This is a genomic window from Nonomuraea sp. NPDC050394 (assembly GCF_044459065.1).
Taxonomy (GTDB): domain Bacteria; phylum Actinomycetota; class Actinomycetes; order Streptosporangiales; family Streptosporangiaceae; genus Nonomuraea.
Genome location: NZ_JBITIO010000012.1, coordinates 167,350 through 183,894, shown reverse-complemented (window position 1 = coordinate 183,894; position 16,545 = coordinate 167,350). Strand labels below are relative to the sequence as shown.

Annotated in this window: 15 protein-coding genes; 5 read left to right on the top strand and 10 right to left on the bottom strand. The window is 71.7% G+C overall.

The features are described 5' to 3' along the window. Nucleotides 1-15: 15 nt before the first annotated feature. A complete protein-coding gene (locus tag ACIBKY_RS38050; protein ID WP_397104611.1) occupies nt 16-654 on the top strand; it encodes a TetR/AcrR family transcriptional regulator in 639 nt (212 codons plus the stop codon). Between the two features lie 56 nt (nt 655-710). On the opposite strand, the gene ACIBKY_RS38045 is transcribed toward ACIBKY_RS38050, so the two are convergent. Together ACIBKY_RS38045 and ACIBKY_RS38040 are read right to left on the bottom strand one after the other, a co-directional pair. Further along, the gene (locus tag ACIBKY_RS38045; RefSeq protein ID WP_379624162.1) at nt 711-1,073 is read right to left on the bottom strand and encodes a cupin domain-containing protein; all 363 of its coding nucleotides are present in this window, start codon (nt 1,071-1,073) and stop codon (nt 711-713) included. A gap of 14 nt (nt 1,074-1,087) precedes the next feature. Beyond that, the gene (locus ACIBKY_RS38040; RefSeq protein WP_397104609.1) at nt 1,088-1,333 is read right to left on the bottom strand and encodes an SCO4226 family nickel-binding protein; all 246 of its coding nucleotides are present in this window, start codon (nt 1,331-1,333) and stop codon (nt 1,088-1,090) included. Nucleotides 1,334-1,451: 118 nt separating this feature from the next. On the opposite strand from ACIBKY_RS38040, the gene ACIBKY_RS38035 reads away from it, so the two are divergent. The 3 genes from ACIBKY_RS38035 to ACIBKY_RS38025 all read left to right on the top strand — a co-directional run bounded on the left by ACIBKY_RS38035 (nt 1,452) and on the right by ACIBKY_RS38025 (nt 4,132). Then, nucleotides 1,452-2,150: an HAD family hydrolase gene (locus tag ACIBKY_RS38035; RefSeq protein WP_397104607.1), complete on the top strand. Its 699-nt coding sequence runs from the start codon at nt 1,452-1,454 to the stop codon at nt 2,148-2,150. A gap of 10 nt (nt 2,151-2,160) precedes the next feature. Continuing rightward, a complete protein-coding gene (locus ACIBKY_RS38030) occupies nt 2,161-2,901 on the top strand; it encodes a GntR family transcriptional regulator (protein WP_397104605.1) in 741 nt (246 codons plus the stop codon). 136 nt (nt 2,902-3,037) lie between these two features. Continuing rightward, nucleotides 3,038-4,132 carry a glycoside hydrolase family 26 protein gene (locus ACIBKY_RS38025; protein WP_397104603.1) on the top strand — a complete coding sequence of 365 codons (1,095 nt, stop codon included), beginning with the start codon at nt 3,038-3,040 and terminating at the stop codon, nt 4,130-4,132. Here the strand turns inward: ACIBKY_RS38025 and ACIBKY_RS38020 are convergent. The 6 genes from ACIBKY_RS38020 to ACIBKY_RS37995 form a co-directional block, all read right to left on the bottom strand. After that, entirely contained in the window at nt 4,110-4,790 is a 681-nt protein-coding gene (locus ACIBKY_RS38020) for a formylglycine-generating enzyme family protein (RefSeq protein WP_397104601.1), read from the bottom strand. The two genes, ACIBKY_RS38025 and ACIBKY_RS38020, sit on opposite strands and share 23 nt — an antisense overlap. Nucleotides 4,791-4,961: 171 nt before the next feature. Further along, the gene (locus tag ACIBKY_RS38015) at nt 4,962-6,221 is read right to left on the bottom strand and encodes a pentapeptide repeat-containing protein (RefSeq protein WP_397104599.1); all 1,260 of its coding nucleotides are present in this window, start codon (nt 6,219-6,221) and stop codon (nt 4,962-4,964) included. A gap of 394 nt (nt 6,222-6,615) precedes the next feature. Further along, nucleotides 6,616-7,356, bottom strand: coding sequence for a class I SAM-dependent methyltransferase (locus ACIBKY_RS38010; RefSeq protein WP_397104597.1), 741 nt, complete (start codon nt 7,354-7,356; stop codon nt 6,616-6,618). Between the two features lie 143 nt (nt 7,357-7,499). Further along, entirely contained in the window at nt 7,500-9,911 is a 2,412-nt protein-coding gene (locus ACIBKY_RS38005; protein ID WP_397104595.1) for an ExeM/NucH family extracellular endonuclease, read from the bottom strand. A 194-nt stretch (nt 9,912-10,105) separates the two neighbouring features. Next, nucleotides 10,106-11,437: a flavin monoamine oxidase family protein gene (locus ACIBKY_RS38000; RefSeq protein ID WP_397104593.1), complete on the bottom strand. Its 1,332-nt coding sequence runs from the start codon at nt 11,435-11,437 to the stop codon at nt 10,106-10,108. Between the two features lie 122 nt (nt 11,438-11,559). Beyond that, nucleotides 11,560-12,021: a MarR family winged helix-turn-helix transcriptional regulator gene (locus ACIBKY_RS37995; protein WP_397104591.1), complete on the bottom strand. Its 462-nt coding sequence runs from the start codon at nt 12,019-12,021 to the stop codon at nt 11,560-11,562. A gap of 106 nt (nt 12,022-12,127) precedes the next feature. On the opposite strand from ACIBKY_RS37995, the gene ACIBKY_RS37990 reads away from it, so the two are divergent. Further along, nucleotides 12,128-12,304: a hypothetical protein gene (locus ACIBKY_RS37990; RefSeq protein WP_397104589.1), complete on the top strand. Its 177-nt coding sequence runs from the start codon at nt 12,128-12,130 to the stop codon at nt 12,302-12,304. A 52-nt stretch (nt 12,305-12,356) separates the two neighbouring features. Here the strand turns inward: ACIBKY_RS37990 and ACIBKY_RS37985 are convergent, their stop codons facing one another. After that, nucleotides 12,357-15,218: an ATP-binding protein gene (locus ACIBKY_RS37985; RefSeq protein ID WP_397104587.1), complete on the bottom strand. Its 2,862-nt coding sequence runs from the start codon at nt 15,216-15,218 to the stop codon at nt 12,357-12,359. Nucleotides 15,219-15,326: 108 nt separating this feature from the next. Further along, nucleotides 15,327-16,463, bottom strand: a complete 1,137-nt coding sequence (locus ACIBKY_RS37980) for an ROK family protein (protein WP_397104585.1) — start codon at nt 16,461-16,463, stop codon at nt 15,327-15,329. Nucleotides 16,464-16,545: the final 82 nt, after the last annotated feature.

Sequence of the window (16,545 nt, the reverse complement as noted above, 5' to 3'; positions counted from 1 at the left end):
TGTTACAGTGGAGAGATGACGAGCACACCGATGAGCGGCCGCAAGAAGCAGGCCGCGCGCAACGACGAGGTGATCCTCCAGGCGGCCAAGGAGGTCTTCACCGCCAACCCCTCCGCTCCGATCGCCGCCGTGGCCGAGCGCGCCGGTGTGGGCATCAGCGCACTCTATCGGCGCTACCCCAGCAAGGACGCGCTGCTGCAGAAACTCTGCGCCGACGGCATGCGCGCCTACAACGAGGCCGGCGAGCGGGCCCTCGACCCTGACCTCGACCCGTGGGAGGCCTTCGCCCGCTTCATGGAGGAGGTGGTCGACGCCGACACGCACTCGCTGACGATCTCGCTGGCCGGCACCTTCCAGCCCACCCCCGAGCTGTTCGAGCTGGCCGGGCGCGGGGGCGAGCTGTCGCACGCCGTACCCGACCGCGCCCGCGAGGCCGGCGCGCTGCGCCCGGACGTGACCAACTCCGACGTGGCCCTGCTGTTCGAGCAGCTGGCCTCGGTCCGCCTGGGCGACGAGGCCCGCACCGCCGAGTTGCGCCGCCGCTACCTCGCCCTCGTGCTCGACGCCATCCGCCTGCCCTCCGCCGCCCGCACGCTGCCGGGCGAGCCGCCCACGCCGCCGGAGCTGCGCGCGCGCTGGGTCCCCAAGAACTGACGCCCCTTCCCGCGCCCGTGCGGCGGGGCCCGCGCCCCGCCGCAGCCATGGCCGGACTAGCTCCCTTCGCGTTTGGCGTACTCCGCGGCGCCGCCCGCGAAGTCGTAGACGATGAACTGCTCGTCGCCGACCACCCAGGCGTCGTGACCGGGCGGGCAGACGAACACGTCGCCGGGCCCGACCTCGGCCTCGGTGCCGTCGCCCATGCGCAGGCGCAGGCGGCCCTGGACGACGTAGCCGTTGTGGTGGACCTCGCACAGCTCCGTGCCGGCGATCGGCTTGACGGACTCCGACCACCTCCACCCGGGCTCCATGGTCGCGATGCCGAAGCTGAGCCCGCTGAGGTTGCACACCTCCAGGTGGCCGCGCGGGAAGTCCCGGCGTTCGTCGGGCTTGTCGACGTTCTTGACTTCGATCATGTTCCTTCGCCCCCTCAGATCGTCAGCGGCACGGGGTGGATCTCGTCGGCCGGATGGCCCGCGCGCTGATGGATCCGCTGAACGGCGGCGGCGTCCGGCGCGTCCGACAGGCAGTAGACGAGCCCCGACTCGGGGTCCGCCCAGGCCTGCTCGAAGGTGACTTTCTCCTCCGATTGGATGGCCAGGTCGGCGTCATGGGCTTCGCGCAGCTGATCTGCGGTGATGCCCCGCATACCGTGGTGGACGTCCATGAACTTCATGGTTCCTCCTGACTACGGATCCATCCCAGCGTAGGTCTGACCCGTGGCACCGGTTCCTCATGGTTTGCCAAAGAAGCCCGCTAGAGAGCGGTTCGGATGCGTACGGAAGGATGGGCGGGTGATCAAAGGCATCCTTTTCGACCTTGACGGCACCCTGATGGACCATCGTGCCGCCGCCGACGCGGGGATCGCCGCCTGGATCGCCGACAGCGCGCCCGGTCTGCCCCTGCCCGAGCGGGCGGCCAAGGTGTGGGCGGAACTGGAGGACGTGCACCTGTCGGCCTGGCATGCCGGGCAGTGCGACCTTCAGGAGCAGCGGCGGCGCCGGATCCTCGGAATCTGCCATGCGCTGGAGCTGGCCGTACCGGAGGATCCCGACGCGGCGTTCGCCGCGTTCACCCGGCACTATCGCGCGGGCTGGAGCGCCTACCCCGACGTGCACGCGGCCCTCGCGCGGCTCGGCGGCTACCGGCTCGGCGTGCTCACGAACGGCAGCAGCCCCGTCCAGACCGCCAAGATGCGCGCGATCGGGCTGGGCGAGCTCGGGCCGGTGCTGAGCGGCGACGTGCTCGGCGGGCACTTCAAGCCCGCCCCCGCCTCCTACCTGGCCGCCGCGGACCGCCTCGGACTGGAGCCCGGCGCGGTCCTGCTCGTCGGCGACGACCTCGTCAACGACGTCACCGGCCCGGCGGCCGCCGGGATGCGCTCGCTGTGGCTGGATCGCCTGGGCGTGGAGACGGCTCCGGAGGGGTTCGCCAGGATCGCCACGCTGAGCGAGCTTCCCGGCTATTTGTCAGGACATTCTGACCTCGGATAATCTGATCAGCATGTCCGCACCCTTGGCGATCGATCTGGACCGGTCCAGCCCCGTCCCCCTGTATTTCCAGGTGGCCGAGCAGATCGCCGAGGCCATCCGGCGCGGGGATCTGGCACCCGGATCACGGCTGGACAACGAGATTCTGCTCGCCGACCGGCTCGGCCTGTCGCGCCCGACGATCCGCCAGGCGATCCAGTACCTGGTCGACAAGGGCCTGCTGGTGCGCAAGCGCGGCGTCGGCACCCAGGTCGTGCACGGACAGGTCAAGCGATCGGTCGAGCTCACCAGCCTCTACGACGACCTGCGCAGGTCCGGGCAGGAGCCCGCCACGCAGGTCCTGGCCCTGGAGCCGCGGCCGGTCGCCGAGGAGATCGCGCCCATCCTCGGCGTCGAGACCGGCACCGAGATCCTCTACCTGGAGCGCCTGCGCTTCGCCTCCGGCGAGCCGCTGGCCGTCCTGCACAACTGGCTGCCGATCGGCCTGGCCAGGCTCACCGCCGCCGACCTGGAGGGCCGCGGCCTGTATGAGCTGCTGCGCGGCGCCGGGGTCCGCATGCGGGTGGCCAACCAGCGCATAGGAGCCCGGGCGGCCAACCCGGCCGAGGCCAAGCTCCTCGACGAGCGGCGGGGCGCGCCGCTGCTGACGATGGTCCGCACCACCTACGACGACCAGGGCCGCGCCGTCGAGCACGGCTCGCACGTCTACCGGGCCTCGCTCTACTCCCTTGAGGTCACGCTGATCGAGCGCTGACTGTTGATCATCGTAGATTCACAGCAAATCTGCAGGTACGGCCGGGCCGACGCCCTCCTATAGTCGTCATCACGGGGTTGAAGTCCTGCGTTATGCTTGAATAGTAAACTACTACGATGAGTAGGAGCGGCTGGTCTTGTCGCCTATTTCCGCGGGACGGCGCGGCCTCGCGAGAGCCGGATGGACGGCTTCCGCAAGCCTCCTGGTACTGCTCGCCGCGAGCTGCAGCACCACCCCACCCCCCACCGCCGCCCCGAGCACGGCCCCCGCCGTTCCGAGCACGAGCGCACCCGCCTCCCCCGCCGCCACCTGCGCCGCCACCGGCAAGCTGGTGCCGCCGTGCGGCGCGTACTGGGGCATGTACATCGCCCCGCCGGGCAACCGCACCCCCGTCGGCCAGGCCGTCGGCGACATGGAGTCGCGGCTCGGCCGCAAGCTCGACATCGTGTTCAGCTACCACGACATGTCCACCGGCCCCAATGGAACGTTCATGCGCGAGGACGAGGTCGCACTCGGCCGCGACCGCATCCTGCTGCTGAGCTGGGAGGCCAAGATCTGGGGCAGCCCGGAGCGCACGCTGCTGTGGCGCGACATCGCCTCCGGCACCATGGACGCCTCCGTCATCGACAAACAGGCCCAGCGCATCAAGAGGTACGGCAAGCCCGTCATGGTCGGCTTCGACGGCGAGATGGACCGGCGCACCACCAGCGGCACCCCCAAGGAGTACGTGGCCGCCTACCGGCACATCCACGATCGTTTCCAGAAGCTCGGTGTCACCAACGTGATCTGGGTGTGGGCCGTGACCGGGTTCATGGAGTACAAGGACCAGTGGAAGGCCCTGTATCCGGGCGACGAGTACGTCGACTGGGTCAGCTACGACCCGTACAACTTCGCGACCTGCCGCGGGGCGGCGTGGAAGAGCTTCGAGGAGACCCTCAGGCCCACCTACGACTGGTTCCAGGCCAACGGGTTCGACGACAAGCCGATCATCATCGGCGAGTACGGCACCGAGGTGGACCCGCGCAGGCCCACGGCCAAGGCCGACTGGTTCCGCGGCATCCCCGCGGCGCTGAAGGCGATGCCGAACATCAAGGCGCTGCTGCAATGGAACGCTGTATTGAACCCCGAGTCGCCCGACGGGTGCGACTTCCGGCTGGAGGGCCCGGGGGTGGTGGAGTCGTTCGCCGAGGTGGGACGCGACCCCTACCTCAACCAGCGCACGCCCGGCTGAGGCCGGGCCCCGGACCGCGGGCCAGGCGGAAGCCGAGGTCGTCGATGCGCAGGGACGGATGCGACCTGCGTCGGGCCGAGGCGCGGCAGCCCCGCGCGGTGTCCTGCCAGCCACCACCCCTGAACACGCGGTACGGCCCGTAGACCGCCGGGTCGAACAGGTCCCAGCACCATTCCCACACGTTGCCGATCGTGTCGTGAAGGCCCCAGGCGTTCGGCTGCCTGGTGGCCACCTCGCGGGCGGCGCCGCCGGAGTTGCCCCGGTGCCAGGCGATGGCGTCGAGGTCGCCGTAACGCTCGCCGGTGGTGGCGGCGCGGCAGCCGTACTCCCACTCCGCCTCGCTCGGCAGCCGGTACCCGTCGGCGGCCACGTCGCGGGCCACGTCGAGGGCGTCGGGGTCGTCGCCGATGACGTAGCAGGGCGTGAGTCCCGCTTCGGCCGAGAGCCGGTTGCAAAAGCGCAGCGCGTCCCGCCACGACACGTCGGTCACCGGCTCCTTCCCCGGCGCCCCGCCGACGACGGACCGGTACAGATCCCGCGTCACCGGATGCACCGCCAGCTCGAACGCGGGCAGCCGCACCGTCCAGGCGGCCCGCGTGGCCTCGTTCCGCAGCACGACCTCACCCGCCGCGATCGCCCGAAGCACCACGTCACCCATGCGACACCCCCTTCCCTATACCTCCCTGCTTCAGGACATCATAGGGAGCCCGGGTTGGGTGGCCGCCACCGAACCTCATGGCCAGGTGAGCCGAGCGGGTACCGCGACCTGCCCGCAGGCGGGATCGACCCGGCGCGGATCGAGCGGATGGGCAATGATCCGCGTACTCGGTCAGCCGGCCGCGCGTTGGAGGAGCGCCTCCAGGTTCCGGCCGGTCAAGCCCTTGACGCCGCTGAGGTTCACGCCGCTCAGGTTCGCGCCTCGCAGATCCGCTCCGGTCAGGTCCGCGTCGCTGAGGTCGGCGCGGGTGAGGTCAGCAGTCCAAAGGTCCGCTCCGCGCAGGTCCGCCTTGTGAAGCTTGGCGGCCCTCAGATCTGCCTTCGTGAGGTTCGCATCGCGCAGCTGGGCATGGGCGAGGTCTGCCCCGGCCAAGCTCGCATGGATCAGCTGGGCGCCGGTGAGAGTCGCGAGGCTCATCTGCGCGTGGTCCAGGTGGGCGCTGGTCAGGTTCGCGCCGTTCAGCCGCGCGTTGCTCAGATTCGCCCGCGGCAGCTCCGCGTATCCAAGGTTCGCGCGGCGCAGGTCGGCGTCGACGAGATGGACGAACGCCAGCTGGGCTCCCCGCAGATCCGCGCCACGCAGATCGGCGTTGCCCAGGTCCACCATGGTCCGTTGAGCGCCTCTCCAGTCGCGGCTTCTCAGCACGGTGGAGGGGCAACTCACCCTGCCGAGTGACACCCACGAGTAGACACCCTCCGGGTCTGGAGGAGCGATGTCACGGGCGAGTGAGATCGCTCCGTCGATGGCGGCGAAGACGTCGGCTCCCGGCGTGATGGAAGCCGTCTTGGGGATGTCATCCAGATCCTTGGTGGTGCACGGTTTCGGGGAAGCTTCTCCTTTCGCCGCGGGCGTACAGGTGTCGTGCCCGCGGGCGAAGGCGGCCAGCACGCTGATGATGGTGTGGGTATCGCGCGGGGAGTCGGCTGCCAGGCGCTGCAGGGCGTAGATGCCGCCGAGCCGTACGTCCTGCTTGTCCGAGCCGAGCTGTTCGACGGCCTTGGTGTAGCGGTCGGTGATCTGGCCTTCGAGAGCGATCCTCGTCGTCTCCTGTGCGGTGTCGACGGTGCGGGCGGTGTACCACAGGCCCAGCGCGGTGAAGACGACACCGCCGATCACCACCAATCCGGTGGCCGACTGGATGAGGGTATGGCGGGCGGCGTTGAGCGCCTCCACCCGTTCGGCGGCGGTCATCCGCGAGCGGTCCGCCGGGGTCAGCGGCGTGGTCTCCCCGGCCAGGCGGCGGGCGGCCGGTCCGACCAGGAAGGCGATCCCGTACCCGGCCGCGATCGCGAGGGCGATGCCACCCAGCGTCCAGCGCGCCCAGTCCGGTTCCGGCAGCAGGAGCGCGGCGACGCCGCAGGCCGCGAACACGGCCGCTGTCGAAAGCCGCGCGAGAAGCTGCCTCCAGACCGGCCGGGCAGGCGGTGTCGAGGGTGTTTCGGCGGGAGGCGCTGGAAAAGCGGCGGCCATCCGGCGGGCGCGGGCGGCGGCGGCCGCGGCGAGGACCTCACGCGGAGGCACATGGGGAGATCTCCCTCTCATCGCCTCATTGCACCCTCTCGTGTCCGGCAGGGCGAGGCGAATTCCCGATTCGCTCGCTCGTTACGGACCGAGAGCTTCATCACCAGGAGCGCGGCGACCGAATCTGCCCCCGCGCCCGATGTTCTCGGGACACCATGGAGCCAGTTGAGGACCGGCATCTGGTCAGGGTGGGTGGCCTCCCGTGAGTCGGTGTTCGGCCGGCGCGGGGTGCCGAGCGCGCCCGTCAGCCAGCCTCCAGAACGAAGAACAGGAAGCCCAGAAACCTCGTACCGGCGAGCTCGCGGAACACCTCGGGGAACAGGTCGTGGGCTTCCGGCGCGGGTGGCGGTTCGCTGATGACGCTGATGCGGAAGCCGGCCGCGGTGAAGGCGTCGGTCATCGCGTGCAGCGGCCGGTCCCAGAAGCTCATCTGGGCGGCCCGCCCGCCCATGGTCCACTCTTCGGTCCGGTTGCGGATCTCGAAATAGTTGGTCTTGTCCCCGGCCAGGCGACGCATGAGGGTGATCGCGAAAGGATGGTCGACCGAGACGAGCAGCCGGCCCCCAGGCTTCAGCACGCGTCGCAGCTCGGCCAGGGTCGGTCCCCAGTCTTGCAGGTAGTGCAGTACCAGGGACGCGATGACGTCGTCGAACGCGTCGTCGGGAAAGGCCAGCGGGCCGGCCAGGTCGGCGACCCGCAGGTCCGCGTCGGCGCCCAGCCGCCGTCGGGCCAGTTCCAGCATCCCGGCGCTCACGTCTACGCCGGTCACGATGGCGCCTCGGTCGCGCAGCGCGGACAGCAGCGGACCCGAGCCGCAGCCGGCGTCGAGGATCCGCCGGCCGCTCACGTCCCCGGCGAGCTCCAGCATGGCGGGCCGCTCGTAGTAGGCGTTGAGGAGGCCGGCCTCGTTCTCGGCCGCGTACGCCTCGGCGAAACGGTCATAGTCATTGAAGGGGGACGGCTGTGCGGTTGGCATGCGGGCCATTGTGGCCCACCGGTCCCGGTCACCCGTATGTGAGGGACAACACGGGTGACCGGCCGTCGCTCAGGAGGCGGGCGAGCACGTGGAGCGTTTCCAGCCGGGATGACAACGACCACGAGGGCGCGCCCGCCCTCCTTCAGCCGGGTCTAGTGCCTGCCGCCGACCAGGCCGAACAGGTCGAGGCCGAGCAGCAGGGGGTCGTGGTCCGAGGCGCGGTAGGGGCCGGGGCTGTACAGGTCGCCCGCCGTCCTGAACTCGGTGTTGTAGTCGTAGTAGACGTCTTCGTCGGCGTTGGCGTGCCAGATGGTGGCGCCGGCGATGCGGCGCATCACCTGCTTCGTGGTCAGGACGTGGTCGAGTTCGCCGGAGGCGCCGCCGAACACGTAGCTGTAGCGCCCGGCCTGCGGGACGAACCGCTTGCTCACACTGCGCAGCCCGGCTGAGGCGAAGGTCTGGATCGGGTCCTCTTCGCTGTAGGCGTTGAGGTCGCCCACGACCAGCGGGTTGACGAGCTTCTGCTTCTTGATCATCTCGATGATGGCCTGTGCCTGCAGGACACGCTGGGCGTTCCAGCAGCCCTGGCCGTGGTCGGCGTTGTCACCGGTGGCGTCGCCACAGCTCTTGGACTTGAAGTGGTTGGCGATCACGGTGAACGGGCGCAGCGACAACAGGAGCTTGGTCGAGCGGAAGGTCTGGGCCAGGGGTGGGCGGGCGTTGAAGAAGCGGGGGTCGGAGATGGTCGTGGGCGAGCCGACCGGCTTCACGGCGGCGGGCTTGTAGATCATCGCGACCGCGATGGCGTCGGTGCCGGGGCCCGGGTGGGTGATGAGCTTGTACGTGCCCGCGCCGACCTCGGCGTTGAGCGCGTCGACCAGCGCTTCCAGGGCGGCGGGGTGGAAGCCCGAGCCGGCCAGATCGGGCCTGGGGTTCTCGACCTCCATGAGGCTGACGATGTCGGCGTTGAGCGCCTTCAGCGTGGCCACTTCCTTGGCCAGCTGGCGCTCGCGCTCGGTGAGGGTGTTGGCGCCGCGCGGGGTGAAGCCGGAGTTGTAGGGCGGATTGGGGTATCCGGCGGCGTTCAGGGTGGTGAACCAGTTCAGGGTGTTGAAGGTGGCGATCCTCACGTCGCCGCCCACCTTGGCGGGAGCCGGGGTGCGGGCGTTGTCACGGGTGAAGGTGAGCGGGCCGGTGGGGTGCACGAGGTACTTGACGTTCGTGCTCGTGGAGCCGTACGCGCCCTGGTTGAGCACGCCGGTCAGGCCGCCGACGCCGTCGCCGGAGCGGGCGAGCTGGTCGCCGCCGGCGTAGTGCGGCATGGGGCTGGGGTTCTGGCCGGAGGAGCCGTCGTCGATGACGACGGAACGGCGCAGGTCGGCGGCGGGGTCGACGCCGGGGCGGTCGGTCGGGATGTAGAGGCGTCCGCCGGTGGCCGCCAGCAGCTGGCCGTAGCGGGCGTGCCAGTAGTTCTCGCTGACGGTCAGCTTGCCGGGCACCGTCACCAGTACGCCCTCCAGGCGCTCGAAGGTGTCGGAGGCGGCGATCGGCAGGGTGAGGGTGGCGGCGGCGATCGTGCCGGTGCCGCAGACGTCGACCGCGGTGACGGTGGACAGCTGGGTGGCGCCGCCGAACTCGGTGGCGGTGCCGGAGACCCTGACCCGCGTGCCCGCGCTCAGCGCGGTGGAGGCGAAGGAGGGGGCGAAGACGAACAGGCCGTCGGAGGTGGCCGGGTTCGCGTCGGGCGTGTCGTCCTGGACGAAGAAGCCCGAGCGCGCGGTGGCACTGGTGAAGGTACGGGTGACGACGCCCTCGACGCGGACCTGCTGTCCGGCCACCGGGGTCTCGGCGGCCGTGCCCTGCACGTCGGCGACCTGGTGCGTGGCGGCGGTGTCGCAGGGGTTGGCGGTGGGCGTCGGTGTCGGGGTGGGCTCGCCGCCGCCGGGGCCGGTCTGCCCGGCCAGGTTGGTGGGCGTGGGCGCGCCGGCGGCTAAGTCGGCGGCGTTGTTGTCGGTGTCCACGGGGGTGGCCGCGCGGCTGATGGAGGTGCTGTTGGACGGCGCGGGGGCCGGGGCTCCCTCGAAGGCGTTGGCGCTCGTGCCGTACCCGATGAAGTCGATCACGCCCGGAGCGGTGACCACGTCGGAGCCGACCAGCGCGGTGGTGCTGGAGACCAGGGCGACCTTGCCCGCGGTGGCGCTCATCGGGATGGTCCCGGTGGCGTCGGCGGGCGGTAGCGGCTTGTCGGTGACGGTGGTTCCCGCGGCTTCCTGGACCAGCAGGCGTGCGCCGGGGGGCAGGCTGCCGCTCAGCGGGGTCACCTGCCAGGTCGTGCCCGCGGCCGAGGCGTACTGCACGCTCCAGCCGCCGAGGTTCACCGCCTCCGAGCCCAGGTTGTACAGCTCGATGAAGTCGTTGCTCCACGTGGCGCCGGAGTTGCCACCGCCGCCGTAGACCTCGGCGATGACGACGTCGGCCGACACCGCTCCTGCCGGGGCGGCCCCGGTGATGGCTCCGGCCGCCAGTGTGGCGGCCACGAGTGCCGCCTTGGCACGTCTGGTCATGGGGATCTCCTCGTAGAAAGCGATTCTGAGCATTTCTACAGGTAGATCGTTGTTTGTGTCTTTGACACGATGTGCCGAGTATGGCGGCCTCCTGCTGGAGGTTGTCGGCACGCGGACCGCCCCAACGGCGGCCGTGCGCGTCGGCACGGCCGCCGGTTCTCCTTCCCGGGTTCCGGCTGACCAGGTGAGGGCGCCTACCGCCGCAGCACGGCCTCGGCGGCGGCCTCACCGGAGCGGATCGCGCCGTCGATGTAGCCGTACCAGCGGGTCGCGGTCTCGCTGCCCGCCCAGTGGATGCGGCCCACGGGTTCGCGTACCGCCGGGCCGTAGCGGGTCCAGGTGTGCGGGGGGAAGAGCGCCGCGTACCCGCCGCGGGTGAACGGGTCGGCGCTCCAGTCGTGCCGGACCTGGGCGATCGGCCGCCCCGCCTCGGCGCCGAACAGGCGGGTGAGCTGCTCCAGGACCGCCGCCTGTGGCGCCGGTCGCCGCAGCACGGCGACCAGGACGCCGCGTCCTGCCGTTCTCGGGCTGCTGTCGGCGACGCCGTCGACGGGTCCGCGCAGGCTGAGGGCCTGCCCGCTGAGCCCGGCCGCGCGCCAGAACGGCTCGCCGTACACCAGCACGCACTTGATCGCACCGCCCATGGGCAGGCGCTGCGTCAGCCGGTCGCGGGCGGCGGGCAGCGGCGGGTCGTACAGGATGCGGCCGGCCAGGGTGGGCGGGATCGCCACCACCACCTGATCCGCCCGCACGCTCTGGCCGGAACCGGTCGTGACCACGACGTGGGTGGCCTCGCGCGCGATCCGGTGTACCGGCGCGGCCAGGCGGACCCGGTCGCCGAGCCGCGCGGCCAGCCGCCTCGCCATCTCGCCCGCGCCGCCGGCGAGCCGGTCCTGCTGCGCGCCGCCCTCGGTGGCCATCACCGCGTTCAGGCCGCCGGCCGCCCTGGCGTAGAACAGCGCGTGCAGAAGCGACAGCTCGCCGGGCTCGCAGGCCCACATCAGCCTGCTCGCCGCCGTGAACAGCTCGCGTCCCCCCTTCGTCCAGAAGGTACGGCGCAGCCAACCGGCCAGCGTCTGGCCGTCGAGCCCGGCGGCGCCGGACCCGGTCCAGGGGGAACGCGGGTCGATCGTGCGGGCGAGCCGCTCGAATCTGGCCATCGCCTGCGCCAGGTCCAGCATCTCGGGGACGCTCAGCCTGGGCACGGTCCCCCGCCAGGGGCGTACGCGCCCGGCTGCCGTCTCCATCAGGTGGTCACCGGTGTTGTAGGTGGCGAAGACCTCGATGCCCAGTTCCCCGGCGAGGGCGTAGGCGCGATCCTGGCCGGGGCCGATGAACTGGCCGCCGAGATCGACGCTCTCGCCGCCTGCCTTGACGGTGCGCGTACGCCCGCCGACGTGGTCGCGCGCTTCCAGCACGAGGACGTCGGCGCCCTGCCCGAGCAGGGCGTTCGCACAGGTCAGCCCGGCCATTCCGGCGCCGGCGACGACAATGTCGGCGCGATGGGAGGTGTGGTGGTCGGTCATGGCACTCCTTGGGTGCGTCATGCCCTGCCACGGACGCGTCGCGGGAGGCGGACGCGTTCGCGGCACGGCGAACACGTCAGCGCACCCACCGACCGCCATGGCGCCGACCTACTGATCACACCTTACGGCCCCCGCGGGTCACGGTCGGTCGCCGCGATCACCCGCGTGAGGACCCCGTGCAGGTGCTGGAGCTCCGCGAGGTCCATGCCGAGACGTTCGACGATGGCCGGGGGGATCTTCTCCGCCTCGGCCCTGAGCGCGCGACCGGCGGGGGTGAGGGTCACGGCCAGGGCGCGTTCGTCGCTGGTGTTGCGTTCGCGGTGGATGTGGCCGAGGGCCTGGAGCCGCTTGAGCAGGGGCGAGAGGGTGCCCGGGTCGAGGCGGAGCAGTTCGCCCAGTTCCTTGACCGACAGCGGCTCGTGCTGCCAGAGCGCCAGCATGACCAGGTACTGCGGATGCGTCAGCCCCATGGGCTGCAACAGCGGGCGGTACAGGCCGATGACGCTGCGCGAGGCGATGCTCAGGGCGAAGCAGACCTGGCGGTCCAGGGCCAGGAGATCTGTTGTGTCCGTCACAGACTCCATGTGTGTACGCCTCCGGGTGACGACCGCTAGATTAGTTGGTGTACAAATTCATAGCCTACCAATCAATGCCGCACAAATCGATTGTGATCCCGGGAGGGACGTCCGCATGTTGCACCGCAAGCCGCTGGAGGAGCGCATCGCCGAGCGGCAGGCCAAGCTGCCTCCCCTCAAGGAGGGCAAGCACTTCGAGCACGGCCCGGCCAAGTTCGTGTTCGTCTCGCTGCTGGTCGCCGTGGTGCTCATGCACGTCGTCGGCCTGGCCATCGTCATGCACTTCGCCTGAGCCGACGCCTCCGGGCCGCGGGCGTGGGCGGGGAAGTGTCACGTGTGGTCCCCTACTGCAGCAACTCGGTCCTGGAGTGTTTGCCCAGCTTCTGCAGGATGCGGGCGACATGCGTCTCCACCGTACGCGGCGACAGGAACAGCATGCCGGCGATCTCCCGGTTGGTCCGGCCGGTGGCCAGCAGCCGCGCGACGTCCTGCTCGCGGGGCGAGAGCGTGTCACCGTAGCCCCGCCGCCCGCGGCGCACGACGACCCCGTGGGCGCGCAGGTGGTGGCGGCACCGCTCGGCGTCGTAGGTGGCGCCCAGGGCGGCGAGGGCGTCGCCCGGCCCGGCGAGTTCCTCCACGGCGCCGCCGGACTCCAACCGGCACAGCAGGAGCCGTTCCGCGGCGAGGGCGGCGTAGTAGGGCGCGGGCAGCTCTTCGTAGCGCCGTCTGGCTTCCTCGAAGTGCTCCAGCGCCGCCGCCAGGTCGCCGCCGGCTTGGGCGAGCTGCCCGCCGGCCATCCGCAGGGCGGCGGCGGCCAGAGGCGCGTGCCGTCCGGCGAGCCCGCGTCCGAGCTCCCCGAGGAGGGCTCTCACCTGGTCCGCCCGGCCGCCGTCCAGCAGGACGTCGGCCGCCACCGGGACCAGCTCGCCCGTCCAGGCCCACACGCCCTTGGTCCGCGCGACGTGCAGCCCCCGCTCGACGTCGGTGCCGGCCAGCTCCCGCTCGCCCCTGGCCAGGCGCGCCTTGGCGCGCGCGGCGAACGCGCTGAGCACGACGGGGATGATGGACTCCTGAGGTACGGCGATGCCGGTGCCGGCCAGCCAGCTCTCCGCCTGCTCCCACTCGCCCCGGGCGGTCGCCAGCCAGCCCAGCACCAGCGCCAGTTCGCTGGCGACCGGCAGCAGGTCGCGGTACTCCTCCAGCAGCCGCAGCGTGCGCTCGTCCAGGCCCTCCCAGCGGCCGAGCATCCAGTCCAGCCGGGCCTGCGTGGCCTGCCCGGTGCTGGCCACGAACGTGGCGCCCACCTGCGCGGCCAGGTCAAGGCCGTCGCGCAACAGGTGCCCGGCCTGCTCGTAGCGGCCGGTGCAGACGCAGGAGTCGGCGAGGTTGCAGCGCAGGCGGGCCAGGTGCCGCTGGGCGCCGGGGCCGGAGGCCCGGTCCGGCACCCGCAGCGCGGCCGGGTCGCCGACGGTCACCAGGGACGGCAGGTAGTTGGCCAGGAGTGACATGCGCAGCTCGCCCTCGGGGACGTTCTCCAGCGCCCCCTTCAGCCGCCGCGTCCAGGGGTGGAGACGCGCCAGCGGCGTGGTGCCGAGGTAGGGCAGGGCGAGCGAGGCGATCCCCCTGGCGACCAGGTCGGGCCGGTCCTCCAGTTCGTCCACCGCCTTCGCGATCGCCGCACGGCCCTCGTCCAGCCCTTCGGCCTGGCGGATCAGCATCCAGCCGAGGAACAGCCGCACCTCTCCTCGCGCCGCGGCCGACAGGCGGGGGTCGTCCAGGAGCCGTTTGAGCGTGGTGGACGGGTCGCGCTGGTCCAGGCCGGTGTGCGCGATCTCGCCGAGCTTGATGGCCAGCCGGTCCACGTCCCCGGCGGGCAGCTCCGGGTCGTTGAGCAGGCGCTGGAGCAGGTGGGTGGCGGTGGCGATGTCCCCGACCCGCACGGCGGCGTCGGCCGCGGCCTCGCCGTAGCGCTGCGCGTCCTCGGTCAGGCCCGCGTGGCTGCTGTGGTCGGCCAGGCGGACCAGCGGCGGCGGATCGAGGCGGCGCAGGACGTCGATCACCCGCACGTGCAGGCGGCGGCGCTCGTATCCGGCCATGGTCGCGTAGACGGCCTGGCGGGCCAGGGCGTGGCGGTAGCCGTACACGCACTCGTCGATCTCGTGCAGGACTCCCCGGTCGAGTGCGGCGCCCAGCGCGGTCCGGCAGCGCTGGTCGTCGAGGCCGGACACCTCGCGCAGGTGCTCCAGCGTCGCGGGTGTGCCCAGGACGGCCACGGCCTGCGCCAGCGCGATCGCCTCGCCGGACAGGCTCGCCAGCCGTTCGGCCATGGCCTCGCGCAGCAGCACCGGCACCTCGGCGTTCTCCAGCAGGCGGCGGGCGGCCGCGCCGTCCAGGGGCAGGCCGCCCGCCGAGGAGCGCACCGCGCGCAGCGTCTCCTCGATGACGAACGGCAGGCCGGCCGTGCGCTCGTACAGGCGCGTGGCGAAGTCCAGGGGGACGGAGCCGCCGAGGATGCAGGAGGCCAGCGTGCGGACGTGGCCCAGGGTGAGGGGGCGCAGCCGTACCACGATGCTGCCGGCGCGGGGCGGCGGACGGTAGGCGCGGCCGAGCGGCACGCCGCCCGCGACCTCCTCGCGCCGGTAGCTCAGCACGACGGCCAGGTTGGCCGGCGGGTTCGACAGCAGGAACGACAGCAGGTTGCGGGTGCCCTCGTCGCTCCAGTGCAGGTCTTCGATCAGCAGCAGCGCCGGCCCGGCGGCGCCGAGCACCTCACGGACCGCGCGGAACAGCCGGTGGCGCTCGGCCCGGGGGTCGCCCGTGGGGGCCGGCGACTGCGGCAGGTGCTCCGACAGTTCCGGCAGCAGCTCGCGCAGCATGCCGGTGACCGGGCTGAGGCGGGCGCGCTGGAAGGGGTGGGTGAAGCCGCGCAGGCCGTCTACGGCCTCCAGCACGGGACCGAACGGGAACGGCTCGCGCAGCGGCTGGCAGTAGCCCGTCAGGATCCGTAAGCTCGCCAGGTCCGGCTGGGCGATCAGCTCCCCGGCCAGGCGGCTCTTGCCGACCCCCGCCTCGCCCTCGATCATCGCCACCGCGGGCCGGGCCGACAGGACCGCGAGCAGGTCGCCCAGCTCCTGCTCCCGCCCGACGAGCACGGGCGACCTCGTCCGTATCCGCGTCACCGCCGACTGTCCCAAGGCTGCGGTCATGTCGTGTCCCGTTCACGTGCTCGGTTGGACAACGCCGGATAACAGGCCGTGAAATGCCGAGTTTAGGGGTTGGTGCCCGCCTGGGGAATGCGGCCTGCGCGTCCGTCTTCAGGCCCGGACGCCGAAGAGCTCGTCCTCCACGTGGTCCAGTGCCAGCCGTACGGCGCCCAGCGCGACAGACTCGCTCCCCAGCGTCGAGGCCTCCACCCGCACCGGGAACAGGCAGATCTCGGCCAGTTCCGCACGCAGGGGCGCCGCCAGCAACTCGCCCGCGCCCGACATGCCCCCGCCCACCACCACCAGCTCGGGATCGACGGTGAGCACCGCGGCGCCGATGCCCTTGGCCAGGTCCTGGGCGAAGGCGCGGACGATCGTCGCGGCCTCCTCGTCGCCCTGGCGGACGGCCTCGAAGACCCGTTCGGCGGCGCTCCTGGCCGAGCCTTCGCGGTCGGGGTCGTGGCCGGCGTAGGCCAGGAAACGGTCGAGCGCGGTGTACCAGCCGAAGGCGCGCATGACGCCGATCTCGCCGGCCGCGCCGTTGCGGCCCTGGTGCAGCTTGCCGCCGATGAGCAGGCCGGCCGCGATGCTCCTGCCGACCAGGATGCACAACACGTCGTCGGCCCCCGCCGCCGCTCCGCGCCAGCGTTCGGCCAGCGCCGCCAGGTTGGTGTCGTTGCCCACCAGGACGGGGCCGCCGGCCAGGCCGTCCAGGGCGGAGCGCAGGTCCATGCCCGTCCACGCGGGCAGGCGGTCACTGAGCACGACCTTGCCCACCGCGGGATCGACGACACCGGTCGTACCGACGCCGAGTGCGCGCACGGACGAGACGCCCGCCGACCGCAGGGATCTGCGCACCACCGCCTTGGCCGCGGCGATCCTGGCGGCGGGGTCGGTGCCGGGGGTGACGGCCGATCTGCGGGTGTCGACGATCGTGCCCTTGAGGTCGGCGGTGACGGCCAGCACCTTGTGCGGGCCGATGTCGAGCCCGACGACGTGCCCCGCCTCGGCCCTGAAGCGGTAGCGCTTGGCGGGACGGCCGACGGAGCGTGGGCCGCCCGGCGGGGGGACCACCTCTTCCACCAGGTCGGGCAGGCCCGCGAGCACGTCTTCCACCGTCGCCCTGGACACCGACGTCGTCGTGACGATCTGCGTCAGCGTGAGCTCGTCGGCGCCATGGAGAGCGCGCAACACGGCCGCCGCGTTGAGGCGGCGCAGCAGGGCTGGGTCCTGTCCGGTCAAGGTCACGATTTGATGGTAGGGCATTGTGAATTATTTGAGGACCTACTAAAAATATCCACCATGAAGAGGCCACACGGGCGGCGAGGAC